Origin of the sequence: Clostridium sp. AF50-3 (genome assembly GCF_003477445.1) — a bacterium.
Lineage (GTDB): Bacteria > Bacillota > Clostridia > Lachnospirales > Lachnospiraceae > Otoolea > Otoolea fessa.
Genome location: NZ_QUDH01000001.1, coordinates 286,109 through 299,514 on the forward strand (window position 1 = coordinate 286,109; position 13,406 = coordinate 299,514).

Genomic DNA, 13,406 nt, shown 5'->3' on the forward strand with positions numbered 1-13,406 from the left:
GCTCTCTTTTTCTGTTTCATAGGAAATTGTGTCCTATGAAATAAAAAACGCTCCGCGGGGATGCTCACTCGCGCGAAGCAGAAACATGTCGCAAGTGACCGCGCGAGACGCCCGAATGTGCCAAGGCACATCCTTGTTTGTATAAAAAGCGGTTTCAGTGAATAAAGATAATAGGAAGACAGAATACTAAGAATGAATTAGGCAGTTGAGAAAAAACATTGAATCCGCGTGTAAGATGGAAAGAGCGCAGAAAAGAGGAAAATATGATTCGGGCAAATCGTGAAAACAGGGAATGGGAAAATGAAGCGTGGGACAAGCAGGCAGATAAGGCGGGAGAAAGCCGGGAACAGGCGCAGGAGGATCCGATTCAGAAGCGTGAAAATGGACAGACGGATATTACGGGAAAGAATGGCAATCACATTGAATTAATCTCGATCATCGGAGAGATAGAGGGACATGAAAATTTGTCCGGCAATACGAAAACGACGAAATATGAGCATATTCTGCCTAAGCTGGCGGAGATCGAGGAGAGCGGTGAGACGGAGGGAGTTTTAGTTCTGATTAACACGGTGGGCGGCGATGTAAGCTGTGGACTGGCGCTCGCGGAGATGATTGCTTCGCTCAGCAAACCGACCGTTTCACTGGTCATCGGGGACAGCCATTCGATCGGTGTGCCGCTCGCAGTGGCGGTCGATCACTCTTTTATTGTCCCGACCGGGACGATGATGGTACATCCGGTACGGATGACGGGGATGGTGATCGGTGCCGTGCAGACGTATGATTATTTTGAAATGATTCAGGATCGTATTTTAAGCTTTGTGTCCGGACACAGTCAGATCTCCTATGAGCGCCTCCGGAGCCTGATGCTCAATACGGAGATGATGACAAAAGATCTGGGAACGGTCCTGGTTGGCGGGGAGGCGGTCCAGGAGGGACTGATCGATGAATGCGGCGGGATCCGGGAAGCGCTTGCATGGCTGAACCGGGCGATCGATGGGAAGAAACAGGAAATAGATGCACACGACCGGATGACGAAGACGGATTTTAGTGAAAATCTGAAAAGAAAGTAGAACATACGTGCGAAAATTTTAGGAAAGCGTTGCTTTTTTCCCTGAATTTGGGTATACTGAATGAGATAATAAGAATGTAAAATGAGAAAAGCAGTCTGCGGGAGGCTGTATTTTGTGAAACAGGAGGAACCGCAGATACATGGGAAATGTTGGAGGCATGAGACAGGTGGCAGATACAAGCAGGAAAAGACAGAGTACAGAGCGTGCCGGGGAGACAGCTGGGACAGAGAAAAAAGCCGGGCGATCCAGAAAGTCCCCTGCGGCGAAGAAAGCGGAGGAGACGCTGAACGAGAAAAAGAGTAGGGGGAAGAAGAAAGCTTCGTCTGGAAAAGGCACCGCGAAAGGAACAGGAAGCCGAAGCCGCGCCAGCCAGGCGCCGGAGCCGGTGGAGAAAAGTGGTACAGGGGCATTTATGGGAACGGAAGTGGCGATTATTGTATCATTTGCAATATCGGTACTTTTGTTTTTGAGCAATTTCGGGCTTTGCGGCTTTGTCGGAAGTTTTCTGCGATCGACTCTGCTTGGCGTATTCGGCGTGATGGGGTATCTGGTGCCATTCCTTTTATTTATGGGAACTTGTTTTTATCTTTCAAACCGAGGCAACCAGAAAGCCGTAGCCAAGTTGGTGGCGGTTGGCGAGGTGCTTCTGGCATTTTGCGGACTTTCCCAGCTTCTCATGGGAGGCGGTCAGCATCTGGACTGGAATCTGGGCGATTATTACGCGCAGGCAGGTGGAGGCGGCTTTATCGGTGGCATTCTGATGCTGCTGTTGTGCGGAACAGTGGGAACGATCGGAGCAGTTCTGATTCTGCTGGTGCTTTTGGCACTCGGTGCTGTGTGCATTACGGAGCGTTCCCTGGTAACTTCGTTAAACAGGGCAGCGGAAGGGCATATGAGTATGCGAAAGAAGATATGAGCCGCCGCCGTGAGATACATGAGGAGAAAAAGAAAGAAAAACGCCGTCTGCGGGAGGAGCAGCGGGTCCGTGGCGTTGATCTCGAGGGTGCCAAGCTGACCGAGCTGCCAGTGATGCGGAATTTCTCGGAAGGAGTCCCGGAGGGAACCGTGCTGCGACCGGAGGATGCACCGGAGGAATTTCGTGAGATGCATGGAAGGCAGGAAAACTTGCAGGATGAGGCCGCGGCTTATGATGATTGGACCGATGTTCCGGCAGAGGGAAAAAATCTGCACAGGATTCCGGACAGGGAGTAGAGAAGGAGAATCCGGCAGATGTATTTCGCGGGCAGATATTCCACGGTGGCGGAGCGGTAGAACCAGAACCGATGGAGTATGAAGAAGAGCCGATGGAGCATGAAGAAGAGCCGGTGGAATCGGAGCAGGATACATATGCATACGCTGGTTCAGAATCCCAGTTTCAGGAAGAATCGGAGCGCGAGACGGCGCGGGCAGTAAAGGAGACAGAATTTGCAGAGGAGCCTGCAGAGACAGAGGACAGTGCGAGCGACCAGCTTCTGAAACGCCTGTATGTACGCCGTGATACCCGGACGATGGAAGAATTTGCTGGCAGCGAGAGCCGGAAAGGTCCAGGCTATTATCCGGTAGAGACACGGGAGAAACCGGCTGCGGAGGCGGCGTCCGGTTTGACCGCAGAGGAGGTTCATACAGATTTAGGGCATCAGGATGTCTTTGAGCCATCGGAAAACGAGTGGGAAACCGTTTCGATGGGAAATGAGGATGAATGGAACGAACCTATATCTGGGGAAACGGATTCCGAACCAATCGATGGCTATTATAAGACGCTGGAATCAGAGCGGGGCGAGACAAAGGGCAGTTTCTTTGTCCCGGAGGATTCCAAAACGGTCGTGACCGCATCCGGAAAGGTGATCGAGACAGATACAGAGGCGATACAGAAAAAACTGGAGCAGAAACGGGAAGAACGAAAAGCACTTCCAGTTGAGGAACTGACGGTTCCAGAGCAGATCGAGCGCAAGGAAGAGGAAGAAAAGAAGATCCAGAAAGAATACATATTCCCGCCATTGACACTTTTAAAACGCGGTACGGGACAGACCGATTTCTCGGATCAGGAGTACCGGGAGACAGCGATCAAGCTGCAGCAGACGCTCCAGAACTTCGGCGTGGGCGTGACGGTTACAAACATCAGCTGTGGACCGACGGTTACCCGCTATGAGCTTCACCCGGAGCAGGGGGTCAAGGTCAGCAAGATTGTAGCGCTGGCGGATGATATCAAGTTAAATCTGGCAGCGGCGGACATCCGTATCGAGGCACCGATTCCTGGCAAGGCGGCGGTCGGTATCGAGGTTCCGAACAAGGAGAACCATGTGGTTCTGCTGCGCGATCTGCTGGAGTCAGAGGCATTTAAGAAATATCCGTCCCGGCTGGCATTCGCGGTCGGAAAAGATATCGCAGGTCAGACGGTTGTCAGCGACATTGCGAAGATGCCGCATCTTCTGATCGCGGGTGCGACCGGATCGGGTAAATCAGTCTGCATCAATACGCTGATCATGAGTGTGATTTATAAAGCGAAGCCGAGCGAGGTCAAGCTCATCATGATCGACCCCAAGGTGGTTGAGTTAAGTGTATACAACGGTATTCCGCATCTTCTGATTCCGGTTGTGACCGACCCGAAAAAGGCGTCCGGCGCCCTCAACTGGGCGGTGGCAGAGATGACCGACCGTTACCAGAAGTTTGCAAAATACGGCGTGCGCGATCTTAAGGGTTTCAATGCCAAGGTTGAGTCGATCGCGGATATCGACGATCCGAAGAAACCGGAGAAACTGCCGCAGATCATCATTATCGTGGATGAGCTTGCCGATCTGATGATGGTAGCGCCGGGCGAAGTAGAAGATTCGATCTGTCGTCTGGCCCAGCTGGCGCGTGCAGCGGGCATTCATCTGGTGATTGCGACGCAGCGACCATCGGTCAATGTCATCACCGGTGTGATCAAGGCAAATATTCCGTCGAGAATTGCTTTTTCCGTCTCTTCCGGAGTGGATTCCCGTACCATTATTGATATGAACGGCGCGGAGAAACTGCTCGGAAAGGGCGATATGCTGTTCTATCCGTCGGGCTATCAGAAACCGCAGCGTGTACAGGGCGCGTTTGTGTCCGACAATGAGGTTTCGGATGTGGTCGGATTTTTGAAACAGGAGGGGCTGACCGCAGAGTACAGCGCCGAGGTTGAGTCCAAGATCCGTTCGACGGCGATGGATGCGGGCTTTGGCGGCGGTGAGCGCGATGCCTATTTTGCACAGGCAGGTAAATTTATTATTGAGAAAGACAAAGCATCCATCGGCATGCTGCAGCGTATGTTTAAGATTGGCTTCAACCGTGCCGCGCGTATCATGGATCAGCTTGCAGATGCAGGCGTGGTCGGTGAGGAAGAAGGCACGAAGCCGCGTAAGGTGCTGATGAGCATGGAGCAGTTTGAAAACATGATGGAAGAAGGATATTAAAAAGCGGAATCATTATAAAATATCAAAATCAGGAGGTATCCTATGAAGCTTAAAAGCTGGCTGAAAGAATTGCCGTATACATTATTGCAGGGCAGCCTGGAGACGGAGGTTGACGAGGTGGTCTACGATTCAAGAAAGGCGGCGCCGGGGACGGTGTTTGTGTGTATGCGCGGGGCAAACGTCGATTCGCACACCTTTATCCCGGATGTGGTTGAAAAGGGCGCGCCGGTTCTGGTGGTCGAGCATCCGGTTGAGGCGCCTGAGAACGTGACGGTCATTCAAGTGGAGAATGGACGGAACGCGCTATCGCTTCTTTCGGCGGCACGTTTTGATTATCCGGCGCGGAAGATGACGGCGATCGGTGTGACCGGCACGAAGGGAAAGACGACTACTACTTATATGATTAAGGCGATTCTGGAGGCAGCCGGACAGAAGACGGGTCTCATCGGAACGAACGGCGCTGTGATCGGTGAGAATCATTATCCGACCAAGAATACGACGCCGGAATCTTATATTTTGCAAGAATATTTTGCAAGAATGGTGGAAGAGGGCTGCCGTTACGTCGTGATGGAGGTTTCTTCCCAAAGCTACCTGATGCACCGGGTAGACGGACTTTTCTTTGATTATGGAATTTTCCTGAATATTTCCAATGATCATATTGGTCCGAATGAACATGCAAGTTTTGAAGAATATCTTTACTATAAAAAGCAGCTTTTGAAAAACTGCCGGACTGCGCTCGTCAACCGCGATGATCCGCACTTTGATGCGATCGTAGAAGGGGCGACAGCAAAGATCCTGACCTTTTCATTGGAACAGGCGGCTGATTTTACAGCGGATGACATTCGCTATGTGCGTGAACATGATTTCGTGGGCATCGAATTTCAGACGCATGGACGATATGAGAGCGATCTGCGCGTTGGCATTCCGGGCAAATTTAACGTGGACAATGCGCTGGCGGCAGCGGGCGTGTGCAGCTTCTTTGACCTGCCGAAGGAGAAAGTCTGCCATGCGCTGGAACATATCCAGGTCGATGGACGGATGGAGATTGTATATAAATCAGCAAAGTGCACCGTGATCGTTGACTACGCCCACAATGCGGTCAGCATGGAAAGTCTTCTTCTGACGCTGCGCGACTACAAGCCGAAGCGTCTCGTCTGCGTCTTCGGATGCGGCGGCAACCGGGCGCGGGATCGCCGGTACTCGATGGGAGAGATTGGCGGAAAGCTGGCAGATCTGTCGATCATCACGGCGGATAATTCCCGCTTTGAGAAAGTGGAAGATATTCTGGCAGATATCAAGGTCGGACTTGCAAAAACCGACGGCAAATACGTTGAAATCCCGGATCGCCGCGAAGCGATTGAGTACAGCTTGTCCCATGCGGAAGATGGCGATATCATCGCGATCATCGGAAAAGGGCATGAGGATTATCAGGAGATCGAGGGCGTGCGCTATCATTTTCTTGATCGGGAAGTAGTGCAGGAGACGGTGAAGAAGCTGCATATGTAATCAATTTGGAGGCAAAATATGGACCATATTACAGTCAGACATATCGTGGAAGCAGTGTCGGGAACACTGCTCTGCGGAGATGCAGATACAGAGTTAAAACACATCAGCATTGATTCCCGGAGTATGCGCGGGGCGGATCTGTTTGTTCCGCTGATCGGGGAGAAATCAGACGCGCATCGTTTCCTGGTTCAGGCGATGGACAATGGGGCGGCAGCCGCACTGACTTCGGAGCATGAGGCGGCACCGGAGGGCTTTCACGGCGCGCTGATCCAGGTGAAAGATACGAAACTGGCATTGCAGACGATCGGGCGCTGCCTGCGGGCACGCCTTTCTATCCCGTTAGTTGGTATCACCGGCAGCGTGGGAAAGACGACGACGCGCGAAATGGTGGCGGCGGCGCTTTCAGCGAAATATAAGACATTCAAGACACCGGCAAACCACAACAGCCAGATCGGTGTGCCGCTCACGATCTCGGAGATTTCTGAGAATGATGAGATCGGCGTGCTGGAACTGGGAATGAGTGAGCCGGGCGAGATGGCGGTGATCGCGGAGATTGCGGCGGTGGATTCGGCAGTCATGACGAATATCGGTGTGACGCATATTGAGAATCTGGGCTCTCGCGAGAATATCTTAAAAGAAAAGCTGCATATCCAGGACGGTATGAAGGCAGGCGGAATCCTGTTTGTAAATGGAGATAATGATATGCTTTCCACCGTGCATGCAAAAGCAGGCTGCCATACCGTCCGTTATGGACTTGGAGCAGATAACGACTACCGCGCCGAGGATCTTTCATATCCGGATGGATTTCCGTCCTTTACGATGGTACACGGCGAGGTGCGCGTCCCGGTGAAGCTGACTGTTATGGGCGAGCACAATGTCATGAATGCGCTGGCTGCCCTGGCGGTTGCGGATGCCTACGGTGTGCCGCTTGCCGATGCAGCGGAAAAGCTGCTTGAATTTGGCGGGTTCAAGAACCGTCAGCAGATTTATCATAAAAATGGTTATACGATCGTGGACGATACCTACAATGCAAGCCCGGATTCGATGAAAGCGGCGATAGGTGTGCTTTCTTCCCTGCCGGCAGGACGCAGAATTGCGGTTCTGGCAGATATGAAGGAACTGGGAGAGAATACGATTCAGTTCCACCGTGAAGTTGGTGCGTTTCTGGCGGAAAAACCGGTCGATATCCTGGTTGTATATGGCGAATTGGCGCAGGCGATCGCCGAGGGAGCAAAGAAAGTCAAACCGGATCTGCATGTCGTTTCGTTTGAAGAGGACGAAAAAGAAGATATGCTTGACTGGCTGGATGCACAGATCGGTGAGGGAGATGCAGTCCTGTTCAAGGGTTCCAACAGTATGAAGCTGGGGGAGACGGCAGCGAGGTTTATCTCAGTCGAGAAGACTCCCACCTCTTCAGGTGGTAAGTAATAGCAAGTTTGTCTCAGTGGGAGTCCATTCTCCGACTGAGATAAACGCTCCGCGAGGATGCATAGTGATTCTGTAAAGAATATGTCAGCTTCGCTGACCAGAATCACGCGCCAAGTCTCACGGACGTTCGACTTGAATTAGAAATAGAAAGAGAAGGAATCATGGCGTATCAATACGCGGATATTATTATAGATATATCCCATGAGAAGGTGGATCGCCCGTTTCAGTACCGGATTCCGACGCATCTGGCGGAGGAGATTACGGCGGGAACGTGCGTGACGGTACCGTTTGGAAAGGGTAATTCACTTCGGACTGGATATGTGGTGGGAATGGGAAATACGGCGGAGTATGACCCATCCCGCATCAAGGAGATAGCTGGGATCGCACCGGGCAGTATGTCGGTGCAATCTCAGCTTATCCGTCTGGCGTGGTGGATGCGGGAACGTTATGGCGCGACGATGAACCAGACGCTCAAAACCGTACTTCCCGTCAAGGAAAAGATAAAACCGCGCGAGAAAAAGACGCTGCATTGTCTTTTAAACCAGGAAGAGCTGGAAGCGGCAATCCTGGCGGCACAGAAGCGGCATTATAAGGCGCGGGTGAGGCTCCTTGAGGCATTCCGGGACAATCTGGATATTCCGATGGAATTTGCCCGACGGGAGCTTGACCTGACCCTGGCGGCGATCCGCCCGATGGAGGAACAGGGACAGCTTTCAGTGAAAGTTTCCCGTGAGGAACGCGGGTTAAACCATGCAAAACTGCCGCGTCCAGCCGGACAGACCGTGCATCTCAATGAAGAGCAGCAGGCGGCGGTTGACCGTTTCTGTGAGGATTATGAGACGGGGAAACGTGAAACGTATCTGATTCACGGCGTTACGGGAAGTGGAAAGACCGAAGTCTACATGGAGCTGATGGCGCGTGTCCTGCGAGATGGAAAGCAGGTGATTCTGCTGATCCCGGAAATTTCGCTGACATATCAGACGGTGATGCGGTTTTACCGGCGATTTGGCGATCAGATCGCGATTCTGAATTCCCGTCTCTCTGCGGGAGAACGCTATGATCAGTGGGAACGGGCGGCGCGGGGCGAGGTTTCCGTGATGATCGGACCGCGGTCGGCGCTGTTTGCCCCATTTTCCAATCTGGGACTGATTCTGATCGACGAGGAACATGAGGGCGCCTATAAGAGCGAGACGATGCCGCGCTATCATGCAAGGGAGGTAGCGGCGGAGCGCGCCCGGCTTTCCGGGGCTTCGCTGGTCTTGGGCTCAGCGACTCCTTCTCTGGAATCGTATCTGCGGGCTCAGAATGGTGAATATGTGCTTCTGCCCCTGCATCACCGGGCAGTGGCGGGAAGTATCCTGCCGAAGGTACAGATCGCTGATATGCGTGCGGAGATGCAGGCAGGCAATAAATCGGTGTTCAGCCGGTCATTGGATGCAATGTTGACAGAGAGACTCGCACGTGGCGAGCAGGCGATGCTTTTTATGAACCGGCGCGGCTATTCCAATTTTGTTTCCTGTCGTTCCTGCGGAAAGGCGGTGACCTGTCCGCATTGTGATGTTTCCCTGACACTACACGGGAAGAACCGTCTGGTCTGTCATTACTGCGGCTATACGATTCCACTGATGAAGCAGTGTCCGTCCTGCGGATCACCGTATATTGCCGGGTTTGGGGCCGGAACGCAGAAGATGGAAGAATTTACGAAAATTCGGTTTCCGGATGCGAGGATCCTGCGGATGGATGCGGATACAACGGCAAAAAAAGGCGGACATGAAGCGATTCTGGAGGCATTTGCAAATCGTGAGGCAGATATCCTGATCGGCACGCAGATGATTGTAAAAGGGCATGATTTTCCAGGAGTGACGCTGGTCGGAATTCTGGCGGCGGATCTTTCCTTAAATACGCCGGATTACCGCAGCGCGGAGCGGACGTTCCAGCTTCTGACGCAGGCGGCTGGCAGAGCGGGACGCGCCGGGAAACCCGGCGATGTGGTCATCCAGACATACCGGCCGGAACACTATGCCGTGCAGGCGGCAGCGGCGCAGAATTATGAGCTGTTTTACAGCCATGAGATCAATTACCGGAGGCTGCTTCATTATCCCCCAGTCTGCCAGATGGCTGCGGTTTATTTTGCCTGCGGCGATGAGGCGGTGCTGGATGAATGTGCGGAAATGGCGGCGCGGCGGCTGCGCGAAAGTGCCGAGTGTATCGGTCCGGTTCCGGCACCGGTATACAAAGTTAATGACATCTACAGAAAAATTTTATATATAAAGTGTGAAAAATGTGCTATACTGGATCAAATCAGGGGTCAGATTGAAACCCTGGCTGCCGCAGATACAAAATGGCAGGCGGTCCAGATTCAATACGATATATCATAGAGAGGAAGAGTGTATAAAATGGCAATCCGATCAATTAGAACTATTGGCGATGAGGTACTGAAAAAAGAGTGTAAGGCAGTGACGGAGGTAACCGATCACACACTTGAACTGATAGAGGATATGTTTGACACGATGTATTCAGCCGGCGGCGTGGGTCTGGCAGCACCGCAGGTCGGTATCCGCAAACAGATCGTAGTAATCGACGTGGAGGACGGCAACCAGTATGTCCTGATCAATCCGGTCATCGAGGAAATGTCCGGCAGCCAGACTGGTCAGGAAGGCTGCTTAAGCGTTCCGGGCAAGGCTGGTCTGGTAACCCGTCCGAGCCATGTAAAGGTACGCGCGCTGAACGAAAAAATGGAAGAGTTTGTCCTGGAAGCAGATGATTTCCTGGCACGTGCGATTTGCCATGAGTGCGATCATCTGCACGGACATCTGTATGTGGAGTTGGTAGAAGGTCCGTTAGAGGATGTAGCGGCAGAGGAAGAATAAAGCACATTGGCAGAATGAGAGAGAAACAAGAGTGGGGTGACAGGCAGATATGAAGATCGTATTTATGGGAACACCGGATTTTGCAGTTCCGACACTGGAAGCGCTCTATCAGAGCCGGCATGAAGTAGCGGCGGTGGTGACACAGCCAGATAAGCCGAAGGGACGCGGCAAGGCGATGGCAATGCCGCCTGTCAAGGAAAAAGCGCTGGAATATGGAATCCCGGTGTATCAGCCGGTGCGTGTCCGCAAGGATGAGGCATTTTTTGAGGAATTGACGAAGATTCAGCCGGACGTGATCGTCGTGATTGCATTTGGCCAGATTCTGCCGGAGCGGATTCTGAACCTGCCGAAATACGGCTGTATCAACATCCATGCGTCGCTTCTGCCAAAATACCGTGGGGCAGCCCCGATCCAGTGGGCGGTCATCAATGGCGATGAGGTCAGCGGTGTGACGACGATGCAGATGGATGTCGGTCTGGACACCGGAGATATCCTGGATACCGTGGAAGTACGCCTGGATCCGAAAGAGACAGGCGGCAGCCTGTTTGACCGCTTGAGCCTTGCGGGAGGAAAGCTGATTCTCTCCACACTTGAGAAAGCGGAGGCAGGAATCCTGCATCCGGTTAAACAAGATGAGGCAGAGGCAACCCATGTGACAATGCTCGATAAGTCGATGGGGCAGATCGACTGGTCGATGGATGCGGCAGTGATTGAGCGCCTGATCCGCGGCTTAAATCCATGGCCGAGCGCTTATACAAAATTTGAAGGAAAAACCCTGAAAATCTGGTCGGCGGATGTCGAGGAAGATGCGGCGGGAAGACCGTCACCGGAGACATTCGGACAGGTGGTACGTGTCGGTAAAGATGCATTCTCTGTCCAGACCGGCAAAGGGCTTCTCACGATCCGGGAACTTCAGCTGGAAGGCAAGAAGCGGATGGATACGGCGGCATTTTTACGCGGATATCCGGTGGAAACGGGAGTAAAGCTCGGATAAAATGAATGCTTCAGCAGGAACTGAACTGCTACAGGCAGCCAGGCGTTTGAAAGGAGTTGGAGTGATATGTACGGATATGGATATTACAGTATGTTTGATCCGACGATGATTCTGGTATTAATTGGTATATTTCTGTCATTAGGGGCATCTGCGAAGGTAAAAAGCACCTACGCGCGGTTTTCAAGAGTCCGGAGCATGACTGGCATGACGGGAGCCGAGGCGGCGAGACAGCTTTTAAATTCACAGGGCATCTATGATGTCCAGATCCGCCAGGTGGCAGGCAGTCTGACCGACCACTATGATCCGCGGACCAAGACCGTGAATTTATCTGAGAGTGTATATGGTTCTACTTCGGTCGCGGCGATCGGTGTTGCGGCGCATGAGTGCGGACATGCGATGCAGGATGCATCTGAGTATGTTCCGCTGCGCCTGCGCGGTTCAATGGTGCCGGTGGTCAACATCGGCGCACAGCTTTCCTGCCTATGATCCTGATTGGTGTCCTGATCGGCGGCATGGGATCTCCGATCGTTTCACTTGGAATTCTTTTATTTTCCTTGTCGGTGCTGTTCCAGCTGGTGACGCTTCCGGTTGAGTTCAATGCATCCGCGCGTGCGGTACGTCTGCTTGATTCAACAGGGATTCTTCGCGGGGAAGAAGTTGGATATACCAAACAGGTGCTTGGTGCGGCGGCACTGACGTATGTGGCAGCGGCGGCTGGTTCGATTTTACAGCTTCTGCGTCTGATTATATTATTTGGAGGACGACGCGATGACTGATGGAACTGCGCTGCGTGAAATAGCGGCAGAAATTTTGACTGAGATTCTGGAAAAGGGACAGTATACACATCTGGCCCTTTTTCAGGCTCTTTCTAAATATCAGTATCTGGAGAAATCAGACCGCTCGTTTTTAAAACGGATTGTGGACGGGACGGTGGAGTATAAAATCCAGATTGATTATATTATCAACGCATATTCCAAAACAAAAGTTCATAAGATGAAACCGTTTATCCGCACACTTCTGCGGATGAGCGTGTACCAGATTTATTATATGGACCGTGTACCGGATTCGGCGGCGTGCAATGAGGCGGTGCGCCTTGCGAAAAAACGCGGATTTTCCGGACTTTCCGGCTTTGTAAATGGTGTGTTGCGTTCTGTGGTGCGTGGAAAAGGCAAACTGACCTTCCCGGATGATTCAGTGCGGTATTCAATGCCGGACTGGATTTTATCTCTCTGGGAGGAAAACTATGGGGCAGAGACGACGCACAGGATGGCACAGGCTGGTCTGGAGAAACGTCCGTTTATGGTGCGGTTTGCCGAGAGCCGTGCAGGGAAAGAAGAGATTCTTGCCTCCCTGTCCGCCCAGGGCGTGACGGCAGAGGAGACAGCGACGGGAAGCGGCGTTTACCGTCTGACGGGAGTGGACTATCCAGAGAGTCTGGATGCGTTCCGCGAAGGACTAATCCGGATTCAGGACCTGAGTTCGTCGCTGGCAGGTGATGCGGCGGGTATTAAAGAGGGTGATTTTGTACTCGATGTCTGTGGGGCACCGGGTGGAAAAGGGCTTCATGCGGCGGATCTGCTGCACGGAACTGGACAGGTTGAGATCCGGGATGTGAGTGATTACAAGGTATCTTTGATCAAGGAGAATATTGCCCGCAGCGGCTGTACAAACGTCTCTGCCTGCGCCTGGAATGCGTGTGAATTCGATGCTTCGATGGAGCAGAAAGCGGATGTGGTCATTGCCGATCTGCCGTGTTCAGGACTTGGCATTATCGGACGCAAGCCGGATATCAAATACAACGCTTCAATGGACGGAATCCGGGACCTGGCTGCATTGCAGCGGCAGATGCTGTCGGTGGTCTGGCAGTACGTGAAGCCGGGTGGAGTGCTGGTTTACAGCACCTGCACGGTCAACCGTCTGGAAAATGATGAAAACCGGGCATGGTTTTTAAACGAATATCCATTTGAGCCGGTTGATATCAGTGGTCGTCTGGGGATTGATTTTCAGGAAGACAGCCTGAAAGAGGGATACATCCAGCTCTATCCGGGCGTTCATCCGTGTGATGGATTTTTCATCTCTGTGATGAAAAGAAAAGGATAACTGG

The 13,406-nt window shown here is 52.5% G+C and carries 10 protein-coding genes and 1 pseudogene; all 11 read left to right on the plus strand.

The genetic code is table 11. From position 1 onward, the window contains the following. Window positions 1–263 precede the first annotated feature (263 nt). Entirely contained in the window at window positions 264–1,070 is an 807-nt protein-coding gene (locus DW085_RS01290) for an ATP-dependent Clp protease proteolytic subunit (protein ID WP_106999969.1), read from the plus strand. 139 nt (window positions 1,071–1,209) lie between these two features. Beyond that, window positions 1,210–1,986 (plus strand): DNA translocase FtsK 4TM domain-containing protein, encoded by a 777-nt coding sequence (locus tag DW085_RS01295; protein WP_243033877.1) that lies wholly within the window; start codon window positions 1,210–1,212, stop codon window positions 1,984–1,986. Then, window positions 1,983–2,282, plus strand: a complete 300-nt coding sequence (locus DW085_RS19480) for a hypothetical protein (protein ID WP_243033878.1) — start codon at window positions 1,983–1,985, stop codon at window positions 2,280–2,282. The genes DW085_RS01295 and DW085_RS19480 overlap by 4 nt, the downstream gene beginning before the upstream one ends. Next, a complete protein-coding gene (locus DW085_RS01300; RefSeq protein WP_243033879.1) occupies window positions 2,225–4,504 on the plus strand; it encodes a DNA translocase FtsK in 2,280 nt (759 codons plus the stop codon). The genes DW085_RS19480 and DW085_RS01300 overlap by 58 nt, the downstream gene beginning before the upstream one ends. 42 nt (window positions 4,505–4,546) lie before the next feature. Beyond that, on the plus strand, window positions 4,547–6,010 hold the full coding sequence (locus DW085_RS01305) for a UDP-N-acetylmuramoyl-L-alanyl-D-glutamate--2,6-diaminopimelate ligase (RefSeq protein WP_118490818.1): 1,464 nt from the start codon (window positions 4,547–4,549) through the stop codon (window positions 6,008–6,010). An 18-nt stretch (window positions 6,011–6,028) separates the two neighbouring features. Then, entirely contained in the window at window positions 6,029–7,438 is a 1,410-nt protein-coding gene (gene murF, locus DW085_RS01310; RefSeq protein WP_117795534.1) for a UDP-N-acetylmuramoyl-tripeptide--D-alanyl-D-alanine ligase, read from the plus strand. A gap of 161 nt (window positions 7,439–7,599) precedes the next feature. Further along, entirely contained in the window at window positions 7,600–9,816 is a 2,217-nt protein-coding gene (gene priA, locus DW085_RS01315; protein ID WP_118490820.1) for a primosomal protein N', read from the plus strand. An 18-nt stretch (window positions 9,817–9,834) separates the two neighbouring features. After that, window positions 9,835–10,308, plus strand: coding sequence for a peptide deformylase (def, locus tag DW085_RS01320; RefSeq protein WP_022358693.1), 474 nt, complete (start codon window positions 9,835–9,837; stop codon window positions 10,306–10,308). A 49-nt stretch (window positions 10,309–10,357) separates the two neighbouring features. Further along, window positions 10,358–11,302, plus strand: a complete 945-nt coding sequence (gene fmt, locus DW085_RS01325; RefSeq protein ID WP_106999965.1) for a methionyl-tRNA formyltransferase — start codon at window positions 10,358–10,360, stop codon at window positions 11,300–11,302. A 66-nt stretch (window positions 11,303–11,368) separates the two neighbouring features. Next, window positions 11,369–12,078: pseudogene (locus tag DW085_RS01330) on the plus strand (zinc metallopeptidase). Then, the gene (gene rsmB, locus DW085_RS01335) at window positions 12,071–13,402 is read left to right on the plus strand and encodes a 16S rRNA (cytosine(967)-C(5))-methyltransferase RsmB (protein WP_118490822.1); all 1,332 of its coding nucleotides are present in this window, start codon (window positions 12,071–12,073) and stop codon (window positions 13,400–13,402) included. The pseudogene DW085_RS01330 and the gene rsmB overlap by 8 nt, the downstream one beginning before the upstream one ends. Window positions 13,403–13,406 lie beyond the last annotated feature (4 nt).

Coding starts and splice junctions, on each gene's coding strand:
- DW085_RS01290 (WP_106999969.1), top strand. CDS start 264: ATGATTCGGGCAAATCGTGAAAACAGGGAATGGGAAAATGAAGCGTGG.
- DW085_RS01295 (WP_243033877.1), top strand. CDS start 1,210: ATGGGAAATGTTGGAGGCATGAGACAGGTGGCAGATACAAGCAGGAAA.
- DW085_RS19480 (WP_243033878.1), top strand. CDS start 1,983: ATGAGCCGCCGCCGTGAGATACATGAGGAGAAAAAGAAAGAAAAACGC.
- DW085_RS01305 (WP_118490818.1), top strand. CDS start 4,547: ATGAAGCTTAAAAGCTGGCTGAAAGAATTGCCGTATACATTATTGCAG.
- murF (WP_117795534.1), top strand. CDS start 6,029: ATGGACCATATTACAGTCAGACATATCGTGGAAGCAGTGTCGGGAACA.
- priA (WP_118490820.1), top strand. CDS start 7,600: ATGGCGTATCAATACGCGGATATTATTATAGATATATCCCATGAGAAG.
- def (WP_022358693.1), top strand. CDS start 9,835: ATGGCAATCCGATCAATTAGAACTATTGGCGATGAGGTACTGAAAAAA.
- fmt (WP_106999965.1), top strand. CDS start 10,358: ATGAAGATCGTATTTATGGGAACACCGGATTTTGCAGTTCCGACACTG.
- rsmB (WP_118490822.1), top strand. CDS start 12,071: ATGACTGATGGAACTGCGCTGCGTGAAATAGCGGCAGAAATTTTGACT.